This window comes from Frankia sp. CoBUL1 (genome assembly GCF_978021245.1).
The window spans coordinates 15602-34800 of the sequence record NZ_CDXDOS010000012.1 but is presented as its reverse complement, the minus strand read 5'-3'; the positions used below and the strand labels follow the sequence as shown (position 1 = coordinate 34800).

Annotated in this window: 20 protein-coding genes, 1 other RNA gene and 1 pseudogene; 10 read left to right on the top strand and 12 right to left on the bottom strand. The window is 70.7% G+C overall.

All coding sequences use genetic code 11. The annotated features are described in order from the left end of the window. Positions 1 to 4: 4 nt before the first annotated feature. From AC08OX_RS02730 to AC08OX_RS02710, 5 genes are read right to left on the bottom strand one after another with little or no spacing between them, the layout of a single operon-like run. Complete coding sequence (locus AC08OX_RS02730) at positions 5 to 763, bottom strand: pseudouridine synthase (protein WP_476606341.1); 759 nt, start codon at positions 761 to 763, stop codon at positions 5 to 7. Between the two features lie 16 nt (positions 764 to 779). Beyond that, positions 780 to 1355 carry an SMC-Scp complex subunit ScpB gene (gene scpB, locus AC08OX_RS02725; protein ID WP_476606340.1) on the bottom strand — a complete coding sequence of 192 codons (576 nt, stop codon included), beginning with the start codon at positions 1353 to 1355 and terminating at the stop codon, positions 780 to 782. Then, the gene (locus tag AC08OX_RS02720) at positions 1352 to 2296 is read right to left on the bottom strand and encodes a segregation and condensation protein A (RefSeq protein WP_476606339.1); all 945 of its coding nucleotides are present in this window, start codon (positions 2294 to 2296) and stop codon (positions 1352 to 1354) included. Before AC08OX_RS02720 ends, scpB begins: the two co-directional genes overlap by 4 nt. Before the next feature lie 40 nt (positions 2297 to 2336). Next, positions 2337 to 3026, bottom strand: coding sequence for a Zn-dependent membrane protease (locus AC08OX_RS02715; protein ID WP_476606338.1), 690 nt, complete (start codon positions 3024 to 3026; stop codon positions 2337 to 2339). 39 nt (positions 3027 to 3065) lie between these two features. Further along, complete coding sequence (locus AC08OX_RS02710; RefSeq protein WP_476606337.1) at positions 3066 to 4055, bottom strand: ParA family protein; 990 nt, start codon at positions 4053 to 4055, stop codon at positions 3066 to 3068. A 264-nt stretch (positions 4056 to 4319) separates the two neighbouring features. Between AC08OX_RS02710 and AC08OX_RS02705 the strand changes: the two genes are divergently transcribed. Together AC08OX_RS02705 and AC08OX_RS02700 are read left to right on the top strand one after the other, a co-directional pair. Beyond that, positions 4320 to 5408, top strand: a complete 1089-nt coding sequence (locus tag AC08OX_RS02705) for an S-(hydroxymethyl)mycothiol dehydrogenase (RefSeq protein ID WP_476606336.1) — start codon at positions 4320 to 4322, stop codon at positions 5406 to 5408. A gap of 235 nt (positions 5409 to 5643) precedes the next feature. After that, complete coding sequence (locus AC08OX_RS02700; RefSeq protein ID WP_476606335.1) at positions 5644 to 6294, top strand: MBL fold metallo-hydrolase; 651 nt, start codon at positions 5644 to 5646, stop codon at positions 6292 to 6294. 156 nt (positions 6295 to 6450) lie between these two features. On the opposite strand, the gene AC08OX_RS02695 is transcribed toward AC08OX_RS02700, so the two are convergent. The 4 genes from AC08OX_RS02695 to AC08OX_RS02680 form a co-directional block, all read right to left on the bottom strand. Next, positions 6451 to 6750, bottom strand: coding sequence for a GlsB/YeaQ/YmgE family stress response membrane protein (locus AC08OX_RS02695; RefSeq protein ID WP_476606334.1), 300 nt, complete (start codon positions 6748 to 6750; stop codon positions 6451 to 6453). Between the two features lie 157 nt (positions 6751 to 6907). Continuing rightward, the gene (locus tag AC08OX_RS02690) at positions 6908 to 8821 is read right to left on the bottom strand and encodes a serine/threonine protein kinase (protein WP_476606342.1); all 1914 of its coding nucleotides are present in this window, start codon (positions 8819 to 8821) and stop codon (positions 6908 to 6910) included. Positions 8822 to 9196: 375 nt separating this feature from the next. Beyond that, positions 9197 to 9694, bottom strand: a complete 498-nt coding sequence (locus AC08OX_RS02685; protein ID WP_476606333.1) for a PaaI family thioesterase — start codon at positions 9692 to 9694, stop codon at positions 9197 to 9199. Positions 9695 to 9873: 179 nt separating this feature from the next. Then, positions 9874 to 10233: a lipopolysaccharide assembly protein LapA domain-containing protein gene (locus AC08OX_RS02680; RefSeq protein ID WP_476606332.1), complete on the bottom strand. Its 360-nt coding sequence runs from the start codon at positions 10231 to 10233 to the stop codon at positions 9874 to 9876. A gap of 325 nt (positions 10234 to 10558) precedes the next feature. Between AC08OX_RS02680 and rnpB the strand changes: the two genes are divergently transcribed. From rnpB to AC08OX_RS02650, 6 genes are all read left to right on the top strand, one after another. Next, an RNA gene (rnpB, locus tag AC08OX_RS02675) (RNase P RNA component class A) lies at positions 10559 to 10971 on the top strand. A 50-nt stretch (positions 10972 to 11021) separates the two neighbouring features. Beyond that, positions 11022 to 11264: a type II toxin-antitoxin system Phd/YefM family antitoxin gene (locus tag AC08OX_RS02670; protein WP_476606331.1), complete on the top strand. Its 243-nt coding sequence runs from the start codon at positions 11022 to 11024 to the stop codon at positions 11262 to 11264. Position 11265: 1 nt separating this feature from the next. Next, the gene (locus AC08OX_RS02665; RefSeq protein WP_476606330.1) at positions 11266 to 11541 is read left to right on the top strand and encodes a type II toxin-antitoxin system RelE family toxin; all 276 of its coding nucleotides are present in this window, start codon (positions 11266 to 11268) and stop codon (positions 11539 to 11541) included. Positions 11542 to 11739: 198 nt separating this feature from the next. Then, complete coding sequence (locus AC08OX_RS02660) at positions 11740 to 11982, top strand: helix-turn-helix transcriptional regulator (protein WP_476606329.1); 243 nt, start codon at positions 11740 to 11742, stop codon at positions 11980 to 11982. Between the two features lie 615 nt (positions 11983 to 12597). Next, the gene (locus tag AC08OX_RS02655; protein WP_476606328.1) at positions 12598 to 12975 is read left to right on the top strand and encodes a hypothetical protein; all 378 of its coding nucleotides are present in this window, start codon (positions 12598 to 12600) and stop codon (positions 12973 to 12975) included. Beyond that, positions 12968 to 13354, top strand: coding sequence for a hypothetical protein (locus tag AC08OX_RS02650; RefSeq protein WP_476606327.1), 387 nt, complete (start codon positions 12968 to 12970; stop codon positions 13352 to 13354). The genes AC08OX_RS02655 and AC08OX_RS02650 overlap by 8 nt, the downstream gene beginning before the upstream one ends. 57 nt (positions 13355 to 13411) lie before the next feature. Here the strand turns inward: AC08OX_RS02650 and AC08OX_RS02645 are convergent, their stop codons facing one another. The 3 genes from AC08OX_RS02645 to AC08OX_RS02635 form a co-directional block, all read right to left on the bottom strand. Beyond that, the gene (locus AC08OX_RS02645; RefSeq protein ID WP_011435880.1) at positions 13412 to 14548 is read right to left on the bottom strand and encodes a bifunctional RNase H/acid phosphatase; all 1137 of its coding nucleotides are present in this window, start codon (positions 14546 to 14548) and stop codon (positions 13412 to 13414) included. Between the two features lie 49 nt (positions 14549 to 14597). Continuing rightward, positions 14598 to 15341, bottom strand: a complete 744-nt coding sequence (locus tag AC08OX_RS02640) for a zinc ribbon domain-containing protein (RefSeq protein WP_476606326.1) — start codon at positions 15339 to 15341, stop codon at positions 14598 to 14600. A gap of 142 nt (positions 15342 to 15483) precedes the next feature. Next, positions 15484 to 16380, bottom strand: coding sequence for a Nif3-like dinuclear metal center hexameric protein (locus tag AC08OX_RS02635; protein WP_476606325.1), 897 nt, complete (start codon positions 16378 to 16380; stop codon positions 15484 to 15486). A gap of 160 nt (positions 16381 to 16540) precedes the next feature. On the opposite strand from AC08OX_RS02635, the gene AC08OX_RS02630 reads away from it, so the two are divergent. Both AC08OX_RS02630 and AC08OX_RS02625 read left to right on the top strand, forming a co-directional pair. Continuing rightward, positions 16541 to 16744 (top strand): hypothetical protein, encoded by a 204-nt coding sequence (locus AC08OX_RS02630; protein ID WP_476606324.1) that lies wholly within the window; start codon positions 16541 to 16543, stop codon positions 16742 to 16744. A 211-nt stretch (positions 16745 to 16955) separates the two neighbouring features. Then, positions 16956 to 19183: pseudogene (locus tag AC08OX_RS02625) on the top strand (DUF8189 domain-containing protein). Positions 19184 to 19199: the final 16 nt, after the last annotated feature.

Sequence of the window (19199 nt, the reverse complement as noted above, 5' to 3'; positions counted from 1 at the left end):
GAGCCTAGAGACCGACGCCGTGATACAGGGCGCCGATCTCGTGACGGGTGAGGTGACGGGCCCGCCCGGCGCGCAGGGTTCCCAGCGACACCGCCCCGAACCGGGTGCGCACCAGTCGATGCACCGGGTGGCCGACGGCGTCCATCATCCGGCGGACGACGTGCTTGCGCCCTTCGTGCACGACGACCTCGACCATCACCCGTCCGTTCGCGTTGTCGACGATGCGCGCCGAGTCCGCGCGCACCGGGCCGTCGTCGAGTTCGACCTCCGCGCGCAGCTGGCGCAGGACGTCACGGCGCAGCGGGCCGGACACCTCGACGAGGTAGGTCTTGGGGACGGCGAACGAGGGATGGGTGAGCCGGTGCGCGAGCTCTCCGTCGTTGGTGACGAGCAGCAGCCCCTCGCTGTCGGCGTCGAGCCGGCCGACGTGGAACAGCCCACCGCCGAACTCCGTGAGCAGATCCGCGATCGTCGGCCGACCCCGGTCGTCCGACATCGCCGAGAGCACCCCGCGCGGCTTGTTCAACGCCAAGTGGACCAGACCCGTCCGGGTGACGATCCGCTCACCATCGACCTCGATGAGGGCGGTTTCGGGATCGACCCGGCGGCCCTGCTCGCGCACCACGGTGCCATCCACCCGGACCCGACCGGCAGCGATCAACTCCTCGCCGTGCCGGCGGGAGCCCACCCCGGCGGCGGCCAGCACCTTCTGCAGCCGGATGCCCTGGTCCTGGGGCTCGTCCGGGCGGTCACCGATACTCATGACGGGAACCTGGTACTCATGACGTAACAATGTCATCAATCTCATCGATACCGGGCAGCAGGGGGGCAATCGGCGGCAGTTCGTCGAGCCCGCGCAGCCCCATCCGTTCGAGAAAGTAGTCGGTGGTGCCGTAGAGGATCGCGCCGGTCTCCGGATCGTGCCCCACCTCCTCGACCAGGCCGCGGGCGGTGAGGGTGCGGATGACGCCGTCGGCGGAGACACCCCGCACCGCCGAGATCCGCCCCCGGCTCACCGGCTGCTGGTAGGCGACGACGGCCAGGGTCTCCAGCGCAGCCTGCGACAGCCGGGCCGACTGGCCGGCGAGCACGAAGCGCTCGACCCAGGGGGCGCACTCGTCCGCGGTGTAGAAGCGCCAGCCGCCACCGGTGTGCCGCAGCCGGAAGCCACGGCCGTCGCGGACATACTGCTCGGCGAGCTGCGCGAGCAGCCGCTCGACCTCCAGCGCCGGGGCGCCGAGGCCGGTCGCAAGCTCCGCGACGCCGACCGGCTTCTCCGCGACCATGAGGACCGCCTCGAGCAACGCGCCCAGCGGCGGCCGGGCCTCCCCGGCAACCCCGGCAACCCCGGTCACGACGCCACCTCCCGCGACTCCTCCTGCGCGTCCCCACCGTACCGATCAGATCCGAACAGCCCGTGGCCGATCGGCGGGGCGTCCGCCTCGACCGCCGGATCCAGGGCGATCCAGCGCACCGTCAGCTCGCCGAGCGGGACCTGCTGGTCGAAGGAGATCCGGCCCTCGCGGAAGAGCTCCAGCAGCGCCAGGAACCGGGCCACCGCCTCGATGGTCTGCCGACAGCCGACGCACAGCATCCCGAAGGTCGCGGTGCCCACCTCGCGCAGCATCGCGATGACGGCGAGCATGTGCTCCCGCACGCTGATCCGGGGCAGGTGCACGTGATCGGTCGCAACCAGCGGCGGCAGCGGCGGCTCACGCAGCCGGGCCGCGAGCGCCGCGAGCTCCGTCGGGCCGATGCCGATCTGGACCTCCGGCAGCGCGGCGGCGTAACGGGGCTCCAGGGGTACCGCCCGGGGGGTGTGGCGCGCCTCCAGGGCCATGAGGCCGGCGAAGAGCGCCGCAGCCTCCTTGTACGCCTTGTACTGCAGCAGCCGGGCGAAAAGCAGGTCGCGGGCCTCCAGCAGGGCCAGGTCCGCCGACTCGTCCTCGGACAGGGCGCCCGGCAGCAGCCGGGCCGCCTTCAGGTCGAGCAGAGTCGCCGCGATCACCAGGAACTCGGTGGCCTGGCCGAGGTCGAACCGGTCCCCCAGCCGCCGGATGTGCGCGACGAACTCGTCGGTGACTTGGGAGAGCGCGACCTCGGTCACGTCGAGGCGATGCTTGGCGATGAGCGAGAGCAGCAGGTCGAAGGGGCCGGTGAAGTTGTCGAGTTCGACGACGAAGGTCTCCGTGCGCCCACCACGACCCGTCGGCACGCCGGTGCGCGGGGCGGCCTTCCCGTCGGCCTGGTCAGCCGGAGCGGCCTGGTCAGCCGGAGCGGCGCGAGACCGGGTCATGGTGCCACGCTACGCCCCGGCGGCGTCGACGTGATCATCATCACCCCAGGTTGAGGCCTATCAGCGAGGCGAGTCCCCGCAGCAACGGGCCGATGAGCTGGCCGACGACCGAGGGGAATCCGACGAACAGCACCGGCAGCAGCAACAACGCCAGCAGGATGCCCAACCCGATGTTGCGCTCGGCCAACTGGTACCGGGCGTTGCGCCAGCCAGCCGTGGTCGGAGCGAGCAGGAACAGCAACCGCCCGGCGTCTGTCGGGGGGACCGGGACAAGGCTGATGATGAACATCGACCCGAACGTGACGGCCATCCACAACGCGAGCTCGGCACCGAAGCTGTTCGGCACCGTCACCTCGGTGACGCGGTCACCGAGTCGCACCAGCCCCGGCTCGCCGAGCGGCTGGAACACCGCCAGGGCGGCCAGGGCGAGCAGGAGATACGTCAGCGGCCCGGCCAGGACGGCAGCGGCCACGTGGAACCGGCGGCGCCGCCACACGTCGTTCATGGGCACCGACTCGGCCCAGCCGTAGCCGACGACGAAGACGGCGACTGCGCTGAACGGGCTGAGCCGGTCCTTCAGGCCCGTCATCATCCGCCCCAAGCGCATCGGGGTCGGGTCACGGACCAGCCGGGCCACGAGCACCTGGACGGCGTCGTGGGCGAAGATCCCGATGAGGAAGGCGAGGAGGATCCCGAGAAGCGCCGCGGGTTCGGCAAGGTGGAACAGCACGTCGCTACCTTTTCGCCCCGATCGCCTCGTTGTCCCGGTTCAGCCGACGGCTGGCGGCGTGTCGTGCCGGACCATCAGTTCCCGGGCGAGTCGCCGGTAGCCGGCAGCCCCCACCGACGTCGGGGCGTAGGTGGTGATCGGCTCGCCGGCCACCGTGGTCTCCGGGAACCGAACCGTCCTGTTGATCACAGTGTGGAACACCTCGTCCGGGAACCGTTCGACGACCCGGGCCAGCACCTCCCGGGCGTGCAGGGTGCGGGCGTCGTACATGGTGGCCAGAATGCCGGCGAGCTCCAGGCGCGAGTTGAGCCGCTCGCGCACCTTGTCAATGGTCTGCAACAGCAGCGCCACTCCCCGCAGCGCGAAGTACTCGCATTCCAGCGGGACGATGACGGCGTCCGCCGCCGTCAGCGCGTTCACGGTCAGTAGGCCGAGCGAGGGCTGGCAGTCGACGAGGATGACGTCGTACTCGTCGAGGATCGGCGCCAGCGCGCGGGCGAGGCTGTGCTCGCGGCCGACCTCGGTGACCAGCAGCACCTCCGCGGCGGACAGGTCGATGTTGCTCGGCAGCAGGTCGAGCCCGTCGACCTGGGTCTCGACGATCACCTCGCGGACGTCGGCGTCCCCGCCCAGCAGGAGGTCATGCACCGTCAGGTCGAACTGCATCGGGTTGACGCCGAGCCCGACCGACAGCGCACCCTGAGGATCGAAGTCGACGAGGAGTACCCGCCGGCGGTACTCCGCGAGAGCGGCACCCAGATTGATCGTACTGGTGGTCTTGCCAACCCCGCCCTTCTGGTTGCACATCGCGACGATCCAGGCGGGACCGTGCGACGTCAGCGGGGGCGGGACGGGAAACGACGGCAGCGGCCGTCCGGTGGGTCCGGGCTCGCCCACCCCCGCATCGACACTCTCACCGCCGGCCTCGAGCCGCCCGTCCTCGGACAGGCGGGGATCACCGACCGTCACCTCTCCGTAGAAGCGGCGGGTCGGTGAGGCGACGGACGACGTGTCGGTGAAACGGACCACTGAGGGATTGCTCCTTCTACAAAGAGCAGAAACGGACCGGTAGGAGCGTACCGACACCGACCCGTTCTCGGTGGCGCCGGGTGGCCGTAAAGCGGCGTGTCGCGCCATGAGCGGCGTGACCACGTTGGACGGACCCCACCTGTGTTGGACGGACCCCACCAACGGAGGTAGGAAATCAGACATCGGGGGGTAACCGCTCCGGTTCGACGAGGGATTCATCTCTCCGATCAGTGCTCGGGGAGACTCGAGGAGAAGGGATCCGGGATGGGCGCGCAGACGGTGGAAGCGGTGGTGGCCCGGGAGAAGGGCGCCGCGGTCTCGCTGGAGCAGATCGTTGTTCCGGATCCGGGTCCAGGCGAGGCACGGGTACGGGTGCGCGCCTGCGGCGTATGCCATACCGACCTGCACTACCGCGAGGGCGCGATCAACGACGACTATCCGTTCCTGTTGGGGCACGAGGCGGCCGGCACCGTCGAATCGGTGGGCGAGGGCGTGGTGGGTCTGGCCCCGGGTGACTACGTGGTGCTGGCCTGGCGGGCCCCCTGCGGAACCTGCCGGGCCTGTCGGCGCGGCATGGCCTGGTACTGCTTCGACTCCCGCAACGCGCGAAATCCGATGACCCTGGCGGACGGGACGCCGCTGGCGCCGGCGCTGGGCATCGGCGCGTTCACGCCGCTGACCCTGGTCGCCGCAGGCCAGTGCGTGCCGGTGGACCCCGCGGCCCGGCCAGAGGCGGCCGGGCTGATCGGCTGCGGGGTGATGGCCGGTTTCGGTGCCGCCGTGAACACCGGCAGGGTCACCCGGGGTGAGACGGTGGCGGTGATCGGCTGCGGCGGGGTCGGCGGCGCGGCGATCGCCGGCGCCTCGATCGCGGGAGCGCGGAAGATCATCGCGGTCGATGTCGACGACCGGAAGCTCACCTGGGCCCGACGCTTCGGTGCCACCGATGTCGTGAATGCCACGGCAGACGATCCGGTGGTGGCCATCCGGGCGCTCACCGACGGCTTCGGCGCCGATGTGGTCATCGATGCGGTGGGCCGCCCGGAGACCTACCGCCAGGCCTTCGACGCCCGCGACCTGGCGGGGCGGCTGGTCCTGGTGGGTGTACCCGACCCGACGATGACCGTGGAGCTGCCGCTCGCCGAGGTCTTCGGCCGCGGCGGTCACCTGTCGTCGTCCTGGTACGGCGACAGCCTGCCGAGCCGTGACTTCCCGATCCTCATCGACCTCTATCGCCGGGGCCGGCTCGACCTCGACGCCTTCGTCACCGAGACCATCGGGATCGGCGACGTCGAGGAGGCGTTCACCCGGATGCAGCGCGGCGACGTGTTGCGCAGCGTCGTCATCCTCTGAGTCGTCGTTTGAGTCGCCGTTCACCGGGCCGCCATCTACTGAACCATCGTTCACCGAACCATCGTTCACCGAGCCTTTGCTCACTGGTGAGCTTCGTCGGCGGCGGGTCCACCCGGAGCCGGGAACCGCCGGATACGGTCGACCCCACCGGGTGCACCGCCGTCCGACGGCACCCGCGACACGCGCAGCGGGCAGCGGGCAGCGGGCAGACCGATCGGGTCGAGGAGGGGACGCAATGATCGTCAATACCGGGCTTCGGGTGGATCGGGTGATCACACGCGGCGACTTCACGCTCGACGGTCAGTCGTTCACGGTCGACAACAACGTCTGGCTCGTGGGAAACGACGACGAGGTACTGGTCATCGACGCCGCGCACGACCCGTCGGTGATCGCGGCGGCCATCGGCACCCGCGTGGCCACATCGATCATCGCTACACACGGTCACAACGACCACATCAATGCGGCGGCGGAGCTCGCGGACCTGGTCCGGGCGCCCATCGCGCTGCACCCTGCCGACGTGGTGCTGTGGAAGGCGATCTATCCGCACCGGGCGCCCGACCACGCGCTCGCGGACGGACAGCTCATCAGCCTGCCCGAAGGTGGAGCGCTGCGCGTCCTGCACACCCCGGGCCACTCTCCCGGCGGGATCTGCCTGTTCGGGGAGATCAACGGCGACCCGGTCCTGTTCAGCGGCGACACGCTCTTCCGCGGGGGTCCCGGGGCGACCGGGCGATCCCACTCCGACTTCCCGACCATCCTGGCCTCGATCCGCACCAGACTGCTCACCCTGCCCGCGCACACCGTCGTGCACACCGGTCACGGCGACGACACGACCATCGGCGAGGAGGGTGTCGACTACGACGACTGGGTGAACCGCGGCCACTGAGCGGCCACCGAGCGGGCGCTGAGCGGCCACCGAGCGGGCGCGCTGAGTGGGCGCAACCGGCGCGGGCACGACCGGGCCGGTCAGCGGCCGCCGACCGGCCGCTTCCCCGCATCACCGCCGGGTGTACGCACCGGACCCCCGGGTGTACGCACCAGGCTAGAGTCGGCCCGCGGTGCGCCGGGTGCCGCTGCTCTGCCCGCGACGCGCCGCCCACATCGGGGAGACGATCGCGACCAGCGCGACCGCGACACCAACCTGCAGGATGTGCCGGATCCAGTCGAAGCCGCCGGTGTGGCGCACGCCGAGCGCGCTCGCGATCACGTTACCCACCAGCGCGCCGATGATGCCGAACCCGACCGTCAGCCAGAGTGGGATGTTCTGCCGACCCCGGACGATCAGACGGGCCAGAAGACCGATCACCAGACCGGCCAGAACGATCCAGATAATTTGGAACACCGAACACCCTCCAGAACCTGAGTCTGCCTCCTCTTCGTCTCCATGAACCCGGCTGCACAAACACCGCGGGCACTCGACCTGCACCGGATGCACAAACCTTCCTTATTTGGTTTTTTCCTGGAAAATAGGCATAACCCGGCGGAACGCCGACCGTCCGTCAACGCGGAAGATCCCGGACGTCGACGGCCCGCAGATTGATGTTCGCGAATCCCTGGTGCATTCCGGGTACCAGGTCGACCCAGAAATAACCACGCAGCCGGTAGGAACCCTGCACGTAGCCGAAGGAAGCACCGCTGTGCGCCATCTCGGCAAGGCGGTACGTGCTCCCGAAGCACTCCTTCCCCGGCCCGAGCGCCCCGCACGCGTCGAAGAGGGTGAAGTTGGGCCGGTTGTCCCCCCCAAAGTCCGGTCCGGGGTAGAAGGCCCCTTCGTTACCCTCGGCGAGGGTGGAGATGTCGAGGAAGATGATCTGGGTGTCGTGGGCTGCGACGAAGTCGGTGAACGCCTTGGCCTGTGTGAGCTGGCCGACCGTGCCCCGGAACCCGGGGATCGGCCGCCCCGACGACAAACCGGCGGGAGGAACGATGACAGAGGGTGAGGGGAGCCCCAGTGGCCCAGGAGTACGTCCCGATCGGGCCGGGACGTCGTCACGCGACGACGGGGTGGGTGGCACGTCGTGCGGGCCGGGCCCCGGTTCCCCGCCCGTCGCCCGGGAGCTGGCGGCCGTCCCGGGGGCCCGCGGACCGAGGTCGCCGGCGGCCTCGGATGCGCTCAGGGCGGCCAGGCCCGCGAGTGTCGCGGCCAGGGCGGCCAGACCCGCGGTCCGGCGCGGGTGGCGTCGGGCGCGGGCCCGCCGGCCGGACAGGGGCCGCTTCGCCCCGGCGGAAGCTACCTCGGCGGAAGCGGCCACATCATGATCATCTCTAGTCGGCCGGCCACCGGCCGGACCGTCATCCTCGCCGGGCACGGACCCGCGGACCCGCCCGGACTCGCCAACCTGCCCGGACTCACCAACCCGCCCGGACTCACCCGCCGGACCACCGGTCCCGAGTGGCGCCCGGTCCGCTGTCCCCGCGCCATTTGTCCCCGCGCCGTCGCCCACTCGCACCCATGCGCCGGCGCTCTCCGGCGCATCGAGGCGGATCTGCGTCTTGGCGTCGTGGGTATCCTCCTCCGCAGCCGGCAGAAGGCTCCTCACACGGGTCGCCACCGGTGGAGCGAGCCAGGCGTCCCGCAGTATCCGGCGTGTCTCGCGTCCCGGGTCGCCAGTAGACCCGATCAGCACGCGCAGCAACGCGTGGGCGCTCGGCCGGGCCATGGGCTCCTTGAGCAGCGCCGCGCGGACCGCTGGGCGCAGGGCCGGCGGAACATCCCCGGTGTCGGCCTCGTCGTGGACCACCCGGTACAGCAGTGCGTCGGGCCGGCCGGTGCCGAAGGGGGGTCGCCCCGACGCGGCAAACAGTACCGTCAGGCCCCAGGCGAAGACGTCCGCCGGCGGGCCGATCTCGCCGCGTCCAGTGACCTGCTCCGGGGCCATGTAACCCGGGCTGCCCAGCAACACCCCCGTCCTGGTAGCGGCCGTCGCGTCGACCGCCGCCGCGATGCCGAAGTCGATCACTTTCAGGCCGTCCTCGCTGAGGATCACGTTGCCCGGTTTCAGGTCCCGATGGACGATGCCGGCGTCGTGGATGGACTTCAGGGCCTCGGCGAGCCCGGTCGCCAGCGCCATGACGACCGGCATGGCCAGCGCGCCCCGATCGGCGATCGCCTCGGCGAGGCTCTGGCCGTGGATGTGCTCGGTTGCCATCCACGGATCCTCGGCGTCGGGATCGGCATCGACCAGCCTCGCGGTGCAGGCACCGTCGGCCGCCCGGGCGGCCGCGACCTCGCGACGGAACCGGCTGCGGAACTCGGGATCGGCCGTGAAGTCCGACCGGATCACCTTGAGGGCGACCGGCTCTCCGGTCTCGTCGTCGATGCCGAGGTAGACGACTCCCATACCGCCGGAGCCAAGCCGCGCGGTGAGCGTGAACCGGGCGATCCGCTCCGGATCGCCAGAGCGCAGCGACATCGCCGGCACCGCGCCCTCCCTTCCGTCGAGCTTTCCGCCGCGAGCCGACCGACAGCCGGCGAGGATTGGCCGCCGGGGCCGACCGCAGCTCCGAACGTTCCGACGCAGGGGCCGAGGCAACGGTCGATGGAGCATCCCGACAGACCCGGAGCTCCCGGCCGAGGCACAAGCGGTCGATCCCGACCGATCGGCCTGGCCAGCCGGTTCCAATCAGTTCCGGGGAGCCGACCCAACGGATCGATCCCGGATGCCACGTCCACCGTGCCAGCTAAATCTGTGACGGAGATGTGACGGTCCGTGCGGTCGAATCACAGCGAGCAAACGAGTCCTGCCCGTGAGCGGATTCCGAGATTCGGAGATCAGGAGATTCGAAGATCAGAAAATAGTTTGATGTTCGCGTAGCCGGATCAGGTCCGGATCCTGCTCGATCGCCTGGATGTCCTCGGCCCGGGCATGGGTGACGAAGTGCTCCATGGGTACTTCGACGAACAGCCCTCGGGCCCGGACCACGACCCGTCCGGTAGGGCTGTTCAACCGTCCCTCGCCACTGGCGTAGACCCGCCGGCCGAGCACGCCCTCGACCCGCGCGCTCAGGTGCAGGACAGTGCCCACGGGTACCGGCCGCAGGAAGTCCGTCTCCAGCCGGCCGGTCACCAGGCTGGTCCGGGTCAGATGCCCGAGCGCACCCAACGCCTCGTCAAGGGCGCAGCTGAGCAGGCCCCCGTGGGCGAGGCCCGGCGCTCCCTGATGATGCTCGGTCACCTCGAACGTCGCGCACAGCGCGAGCCCGGCATCGGCGTCGACCCGTAGGTGCAGTCCGTGGGCGGACTGGTCACCGCAGGCGAAGCACCGCACGTAGTGGGACGGCAGCACGGTGCCAGGCGCCGGTGCGTTCGCTGGACGTGGCGGGAGTTGTGCTCCCGGTGGCAGATCTGTTCGCAACGGCGTCACGACCCGGACTGTACCGACGCGGTGGGATCCGCCTGGCATCTTGCCGACGTCCCTTCCACCAACCGGCTACCGGCCAACCCGCGGCCAAGGACTCCGCTCAGCTACCGGCGGCTGGCCGCGCGACGCAGGTGGCGCAGGTGGCGCAACTCGCGGCGCAGCCTGATCTGAGGAATGACACCGACGAGTAGGCCAACGACGAGACCGGCGGCGGCCGAGGCGGCCAGTGCACCCGCGACCGACATCTGCTTGGTCGAACCGAACAGCCAGATGCTCACGCGCGCGTCGTTCTGCACGACGAAGACCACGACAGCGATCGCGATGAGCAGCACCAGCACGGTGATCGCATAGGTGGTGTAGGCAACCCCGCGACGCGGCGGCCGGGCGCCGCCAGTGGGCGCACCCGGGACGCCGGGAGAATCCGGTGCGCCCGGGTGGACCGGCTGGTGCGGCGCGGGCGCCACCTCGCCTGAACCACCCAGAGCGCCCGGACCGGCTCGACCAACCGAACCAACCGGAACCTGGCCGGCGGGCGTTCCAGGAGGCGAGGCCGCGGGGGTCTGCCCGGCCGGCGCAGGCGCCGCGGGCGCGGACGGAACGGCGGACGGAGAGGCCATACGCCCCGCGTCGCCGAACCCTTGGCCCGGCTGCTTCGGTCCCGTCATGATCGTCCTGTTCCTCGACTCGCCGCCATCCCGCCCGATCGGCCGGCTCCGCGCACCGACAGCCCGATCAGCCCTACGCCCAGGAAGCGTGGACCGGGAAGCACTCTATACTGAAGGAAGCGGACGAGTTGGCCGGGCGGCCGCGTCGGCGCCGGCCGGTCCGGCGCCGCCGAGGAAAGTCCGGGCTCCACAGGGCAGGGCGGTGGGTAACACCCACCCGGGGTGACCCGCGGGACAGTGCCACAGAAAACAGACCGCCGGTGCCGGTCCCGGCGCCGGTAAGGGTGAAACGGTGCGGTAAGAGCGCACCAGCGCCCAGGGTGACCTGGGCGGCTCGGTAAACCCCGCCCGGAGCAAGGTCAGAAGGCCCGTGGCCGTCACAGGTCGCGGACCGCGCAGGCGTTCGAGGGCTGCCCGCCCGAGCCTGCGGGTGGACCGCTGGAGACTGCCGGCAACGGCAGCCCGAGAGAGATGGTCGCCGCCGGCGAGCCGTGAGGCGAGCCGGTACAGGACCCGGCTTACAGGCCACCTCGTCCGCCTCAGCGGCCCGACCGCTCCCCGGTTTGTACAATCTGGGGATGAGTGAGATGCCGATCAGCGAGGCACGCGACCACCTCGGCGAGATCGTCTCCAAGGCGGAGCACGCCCGGGAGCGGATCGTCCTGACCCGTCACGGTCGCGCGGTTGCGGCAGTAATCTCCATAGAAGATCTCCGTGAACTGGAAGCGGCAGAGGACGAAGCGGATCTCGCCGTCGCCCGAGAGGCGCTGGCCGCCGAGAAGCCTCGCGTACCCCATGCCGACGTCCTCGCCGAGTTCGGCCTGAACTGACGTGGCGCACACCGTCGAGTGGGCGACTGCGGCGCTGCGAGAGCTGCGAGAGCTGCGCAAGCTCGACGCCTCCGCCGCTCGACGGATCCTGATCGCGGTGACACGACTCGCGGCGGAACCCCGCCCCTCCGGGGCCCGGGCCCTCACCGGCCAACCCACCGGGATGCTGCGGATCAGAGTTGGTGAATATCGGGTGATCTACCAAGTCGACCACAGCCGCGTTCTCGTCACGATCGTCCACGTCGCCCATCGACGTGAGGTGTACCGGCACCTCTGACCCGAGCGGCTCGACACAGTGATATCAAGATTGCCCATCACCTGCCTACGTCCACGACAGGGCCGCTGTCCATGGCGCGCGTTCTATCGACGGATCAGGCCGAACCTGGTCATCGGTGTCATGGGACCCGAGGCCGACACCGATCCGAAAAGCCGTCAGGTCGGCCGAAGAACGTCTCGACGACGTGGAGGGTGACGCATGAAGCTCTCGGCTCTCAAGCCTCTCGACCAGGTCATCGAGGACAACCGCGCGGATGCCGAGTTCCGTGACGCACCGGACCGCAGGGCTTTCGCCCGCGACGTTGCGAACAAGGTGGTGCGATACCGCACCGAGCACGGTCTAAGTCAGCGTGAGCTGGCGGCTGTCGTCGGCCTGGTGCAGCCCCAGATCGCCAGGCTGGAGAGAGCCGACCACCAACCTTCCTCCGACACTCGGCGCTGATCATCTCTGGAGGGATCAAAACGCTGGGTCGCCGTCCTCACCTGACTGGTCGTTTCTAGCCATGATGTGGTGACACTGCTACGGTAGGTGGCAATGTCGATCGAACGGCCGGATGCGAGCGTCGATGTGCCGGCCGCTCCCGGGAGACCGGGGGCTGGGCCGAGCCAGGCCGAGGTGAAGGCGCGGCTGCTCGACCGGCTCACATCACCGGAGGCAGGCTCCCCCGTTTCCGCCGACGACACCGAATCCGATGGCTTGGCATCCGCAGGCTCGGCCCCTGAAGGCTCGGCGCGGCCGGAGACGGAACGTTCCAGGATCGACGCCAGGCTGGACGCGCTCGACCGCCGGAACACCTCGGATGATCGTGCTCCGTGGCCGGCCGACCGTCGGTCGGTAGAGGACACGCGGTCCGCCGATCCTTCGCCAGTGGAACGCAAGCTCGCGCTGCTCGACCGCGGGCCCGGCGGTGAGATGGACGCGGCCAGGAAGCAGGATCGGCCGGCCGGACCGGAGAAGCTGGGGTGGCGGCTCACGAGGATCTGGCGGGAAAGCCTCCCGACTCGAGATGGACGCGCCTTCTTCGAGAAGTCCGACACGGACATGCGGAGGACCGCGATGGCCGCCGAGCCGGTCCCGGGCACCTACACAGCCGACCTGCATGGCGACCCGTCGGGATTCCGGGTCGGCAAGGTCGCGCTCGACGCCCGGCAGCTCGGCGCGCTCATCCGCGCCGACGAGAACTGGCGCGGCCGACCGGTGCGGCTGCTGTCCTGCGAGACCGGGCAGGGCGACAACCCCGTGGCCCAGAAGGTCGCGGACGAACTCGGGGTCGCGGTAACGGCACCGACCGAGCTGGCCTGGGCCGACGACCGCGGTAACGTGTGGACGACATCAATGACCGAAAATGAGTACGGTCGTCTGGTGCAAACCGTTCCCCATGACGGCTCCTGGATCAATTTCCATCCGAGAGGCGAGGGCAAACAGAATGCCTGAGGTGTTCGGCAACATTAAGATAGCGAAACTGTTCGACGGCACTCAGGACGGCACCCCCTTCGCCGCCGATCGTCCGAAGCTTCCCGCCGGCCACGAACGGGCAGCATTTCTCGCCTATCTCCGCAGGGGTGAAGTCATCCTGCGCGCGGCGGGCCTCTCGGTGGACCGTTTGGACGAGTCACGCGGGAAGCAAGTTCCCATCGTGTTCCTGACAGACGGGGAATGGGTGTGGAGCGCATCGATCGCCTATTATCTGGAAGAGCACGATCTTCCGCCGGAGCCGGCGTTTCTCGACTATCTCCGCGGCCGGGACTTCACGTATGTGGCGCCGACGGAGGAACAGGTCAGCGCCGCGGCGGTGGCCCTGCGGGCGCGGTAGCGCCGCGGGGCCGGCAGCCTCGGCCCTGACCCCGCATCAACCCGCCTGAGCTGCCCCCTATTCGCCGTAGATCGTCTGGCCCGCCAGGTGATGGGTGTCGTTGAACCCGCGTAGCACTGCCGGGCCGTCGGAGTACCAGTCGATGGTCGTCATCGACACCAGATCTAGGTGGAGGCGGTAGAGCACGGCCGGTTCCGCCGCCAGCGCCAGCTGGGCCAACCCCTTGATCGGCGTGACGTGTGAGACGATGAGGACCCGCCCGCCTGGCTGCTCGGCGAGCAGCCGGTCACGCACCCGCGCTACCCGGGCCACGGTGGCGATCAGGCTCTCCCCGCCGGGCGGCGGGACGTGCGGGTCGGCGAGCCAGGCATTGAGCTCATCGGGGAACTTCTCACGCACCTCGGCGAAGGTCAGCCCCTCCCAGGCGCCGAAGTCGGTCTCCCGCAAATCGTCGACGACGACGTAGTCGCGGCCGAGGGCCTCGGCGGTCTGCCGGGCCCGCTTCAGCGGCGAACTGACGACGAGATCGAACGGCTCGTCGCGCAGCCGGTTCGCTACGGCCGCGGCCTGGCCGAGCCCGACGTCGGTCAGGGCCGCCTCGACCGTCCCGCTGAAGCGCTTCTCCACCGAGAGCGGGGTCTGCCCGTGGCGCAGCAGCACGGTCGTCGTCGGCGGTGCGGGCGGCGCCATCCAGCCGGAGAGCCGGTTCGTCGTCGGCGCGTGGTGCGGAACCGGGTCCGGGGACTGCGGGACCGCGGGTTCCCAGGCCCGCCCGGCGGCGGCGGCGTCCATCGCCTCGTTCGCGAGCCGATCGGCGTCGGCGTTGCGCGCGCGGGGCACCCACTGGAAACGGACCGCGGGGAACCGGGCGGCGAGTTCCGTCGCCTCGGCCACCAGCGGCCGCATCGCCGGATGCTTGACCTTCCACCGGCCGCTCATCTGCTCGACGACGAGCTTGGAGTCCATCCGGACCTCCAGCTCGGCGTCCGGGGCGATCTCAGCGGCGGCCCGCAGCCCGGCGATCAGCCCGGAGTACTCGGCGACGTTGTTCGTGGCGCGCCCGATCGAGTCCGCGCGCTCGGCCAGCAGCTTCCCCGAGCCGGCGTCGCGGACCACGGCCCCGTAGCCCGCCGGGCCCGGGTTACCCCGCGACCCGCCGTCGGCCTCGATGACCAGCCTGCGCACGGTGCCCATCTACATGCTCCCCTCGTCTACCCCCGAGGCGGGGGTCCCGCCGACGGTGCTACAGCCCCGATTCGGGGGTACGGACCAGGATGCGCCGGCACTCCTCACAGCGCACCACCTCATCCGCCGGCGCCGCCGCCACGGCGCGCAGGTCGCCGCCCGACAGCTCAAGATGGCAGCCCTGGCAGCGGCGGCGCAGCAGGGCCGCGGCGCCCACTCCGCTGGAGGACGCCCGGATCCGCTCGTACAGCGCGACCAGCGCCTCGGGCAGCTCCGGGACGAGAGCGTCGCGGTCGTGGCGCAGCCGCGCCACCTCGGCATCGAGCTCGGCGTAGGCCTTGTCCCGCGCGGCCACCGCCGCGTCGAGCTCGGCCTGCAGGGCCGATCGCTGCTGGGACAACGCGGAGAGCCGGCTCTCCAGGCCCTCGACGATCTCCATCTTCTCGAGCGCGTTGTCCTCGAGCACGCCCTGACGGCGGGTCAGCGAGGCGAGCTCCGCCTGCAGGTTCTCCAGCTCACGCGGCGTCGAGACGGCGCCGGAATCAAGCCGCTGGGAGTCACGGGCCGAACGGGTCCGCACGAGGTCGATCTCGTTCTCCAGCTTGCGCTGGGCACGCGCGACGTCGCTCAGCTCGGTCTGCACCCCGACGACCTCACCGTCCAACGAGGTCAGCGCGGCGGTGCGCTCGGTGATGACGGCGTGCTCCGGCAGACCGCGTCGGCGGGCCACCAACCGGTCGATACCGGTGTCGAGCGCCTGCAGATCGAGCAGGCGGAGCTGAACTGCTGGATCGGCCTTCATCGATTCCTCACTGGTACACCTGAACGACTACACCTGGCCGACCTGGTCGGGGCGACCAGGCCCGACCTGACCAGGCCCGACGCGGCGCCCTCCGGTGACCCGGGCCTCCGCGTGACCCGGGCCTCCGCGCCGCCGGCACCGCCTACCGGGACGGAACGTGCACCCGCCAGGGATCGGTCACGATAGCGGATACCGACGTGCTCACCGTACGTCCCCCCGCACGCAGACCGGCGCGCAGGCGGGTGGCGGCCTGGCTCAGCCAGGGCCATTCACTCGCCCAGTGGGCGACATCGACCACCACGACCCCATGCGCACCGACGGCGTCGAGGACGTGGTGATGCCGGCCGTCCGCGGTGACGAGGACGTCCGCTCCCGCGGCCTCGGCGGCGGCGACCAGTTCTCCCCCCGAGCCGCCGCACACCGCGATCCGCCGGACGAGCCGGTCCGCGGTACCCGTCGCCCGGACCCCGCCCGCCGTCGCCGGCAGCGCTCGGACGACCCGGGCGCAGAACCGTTCCAGGGACTCGGCCGTGGGCAGGTCACCGATCCGGCCGAGGCCCCAGCACACGCTCGCCCCGCCGGCACCGCCCTCACCACCGGCGCTGCTCCCGGCACCGCCCTCGTCGGCCCCGACGTTCGCCGGGGCGGACAGCGGGGCGACGTCACGCAACCCCAGCGCGTCGGCAAGCGCGTCACTCACGCCCGGCGCGGCGACATCGGCGTTCGTGTGCACGGTGTACAGGGCGACGCCGGCCCGGATCAGGGTGGCAGCGACCCGCCCGCCCGGACCGGTCTCGGCGACGCCGTGCACTCCCCGCAGGAACAGCGGGTGGTGGGTGACGAGCAGCTGAGCTCCCGCCGCGCCGGCCTCGGCCGCCACCTCGGGGGTCGGATCCACCGCGAACAGGACGGCCGAGGCCGGCGCGTCCAGATCACCCACCGCCAGTCCCACCGTGTCCCAGGACTCGGCCCAGGACGGAGGGAAGAAACGCTCAAGCACGGCCACACAGTCACGCACTGTCGCTGACGGAAAGGTCACCACCGTGACCCTACCCGCTTCGTCGCAGCGACCTGCCAGCCGGTCACGCTGTCCGGTGCCACACCCGGGCGCCGTGGGGGCGGTCGTCCCGGCCCCGTAACGTCACCGGTGGCAACACGCCTGCGATGTGCTGGCGAGCCGCGAGGAAAGGGCAGTCGTCATGGCGGACGTTTCGGTGCGATTCCAGGTGGCGGGGGATACCGAGATCGTGCTGAACCTCGCGACCCCGCAGGCTGTCCGGCTGGTGGAAGCCATCATGCGCAAGGTGGCCGAGGCCATGGGTGCGCCGGAACGGCCCGCCGTCGGGGCCATGTGGCCCGACGTGCCATCGGCGCAGGCACCGTTCGCTCCGGACCGACGCTGAGGCACTGGGACGCCGAGGCAGGCGGGCGGCTGCCCGGCTCCGGCCGATGGACGCCCGCCGCCGGCTGTGTTGGCGCAATCCCTCTGAACAAAGCAGGCGAAGGTACCAGATCGGCACTCTGCGTACTTGTTTTCACAAAAGCCGGCACAGCAAAGCCACAACACGATACAACTCCGCACAGCCATCCCCACCGCAAGGAAAACGATCAAGTATGGCGGGGGACGTACCGGCCGACGAACACGCGCTCATCATCTCGGCCGGAGGGGAGACGGGCCGAGCACTCCGTGCGGCGTTCGCGGCGATCGCACCCACCGACGCGTCCTTGGATGACGGGGTAGACCAGACCGCCGAGGGCGACGGCTCGCCAGCCGATCCCACCCTGGCCAACGAACGACGGCCGCTGCACCGCTACGGCAGGGTCCACGTGTTGGACCAGCCTCGGGGCACCTCCACGGCGACGGCGGAGCGCACCGCCGCCCGGCTGGCGGCGGCGGTACTCCCCCCCGCGGACGGCAGCGTCGTGTCGACCACCGGGGTGTCGCCCGGGCTGAACCGCGCCGAGACGCTCGGGCTGGACGCCTTCCGCCTGCGGGCCAGCGCCGCCTACCGGCAGCTCAAGCAGGAACGTCCCCGCGACGGCCGGCCATGGGACATGGACCGGCCCTGCACCGACATCCCGCCGCCCCGGGGCAGCTCGCCTGATCCGGACCGGCCGACACCGCATGCCCAGGCAACACCGCATACCCAGGCGAACGGGCGGGCCGAGGCCCAGAGCCCAACCGCCGCGCCCACGGACACCCGGGCCACGGATACCCGGGCCACCGCGCAGATCGCCCAGGCGTCCTCCCCCACCAGCGCGGCGCTGGAGGGATCGGTGGCCGTCGGGCTGATCATCGTGGAAGGGCCGACCACCGCGCTGCAACTGACCGCCGCGGAACGCACCAAGATCGTAGCTGAGGTGCAGAACGGGTTGTCCTGGTATGCAACCACGAACCCGGCTGCCGACCTGACCTTCCACTACGACATCCAGATCGTGCGGCTGTCCGTCCCACCGGACCCGAACGCGCCCGACCTCGAGGCGCTGTGGCGTGACCCCACCATGAGCCGGCTCGGCTACGCGGCCAGCTTCGACGGCGTCTACGACCACGTCGACGCGCTCCGGTCCCGGCTCGGCACCCGGTCCGCCTACTGCGCGTTCTTCACCAAGTATCCGCTGGGATACTTCGCGTACTCCTCGGTGGGTGGCCCCCGGCTCGTGATGTCCGTCGACAACGACGGCTGGGGACCGGACAATATCGACCGGGTCTTCACCCACGAGACCGGTCACATCTTCGGCGCTCCGGACGAGTACGCGGGCGCCCAGTGCGACTGCGGCGGTCGGTGGGGGGCGTTCCACGCCCCGAACGGCAACTGCGACGCCTGCGCGCCCGCGCCCGTCGACTGCCTGATGCGCTCGAACAGTTTCGCGCTGTGCCGCTACACCCCCAGCCACATCGGCTGGGGCCACGGAGTGAGCGGCAACCCGGCGCTTGTCCAGGCCAGGGGGCTCGGCCAGATCGGCAACTTCGACGCCGTCGTCCCCTCGGCCTTCGCCAGGCTGACCCACGTCTGGCGGGACAACGACGCGGCAGGCTTCCCCTGGATGGCCCCGTGGCAGACGGCTCAGGAGCTCGGCCGGATCGATGCCGCCACCATGATCCAGAGCACCCTGGCCAGGCCGGGACCCCTCGAGGTCGCCGTCCGGGTCGGCTCGACGCTGTACTTCCTGTGGCGGGACTCCACCGGCGCCTTCGCCTGGCACCCGCCGACCCGCCTCGTCCAGGGGGTGGGGGCGTTCCGTCGCTGGTGCAGAGCCGGCTGGGCACCAAGGGCAACTTCGAACTGCTCGTGCCCGCCGCGGACGTCGGCATCCTGCACCTGTGGCGCAACCATGACATCCACGGATCTCCGTGGAGCACTCCGAAGCTGTTCGGCGCGAACCTCGGGCGCGTCGACGCCGTCAGCCTCATCCACGGCACGCTGGGCGGCGGCAACGGGATGCTGGAAGCGGTCGCCCGGGTCGGCAACCGGCTCGTGCACCTCACCCGCGACAACGGGGCGGTCTGGCGCACCGGCCCCGTCTTCGCCGAGGGCGTGACGGGCAATCCGGTGCTCATCCAGAGCGCCTTCCCCGACGGCTCCCGCAACTTCGAGGTGGTCGTCCCCGCCGCGGACCGCGGGCTCATCCACTTCTATCGGAACAACGGCGCGCCCTCCCCGGTCTGGAGCGGACCGCGGCCGTTCGCACCGGAGCTGGGCCGGGTGGACGCCGTCTCGATGATCCAGAGCAACTTCGACGGGCATCTGGAGGTGCTCGCCCGCGTCGGCGACCGGCTCCACATGGTCTGGCGTTCGTCGGGCCCCGGTGCAAGCTGGTCGGTCCCCCGGCGCGTGTTCTGAGCCGCCGCGCGTGTTC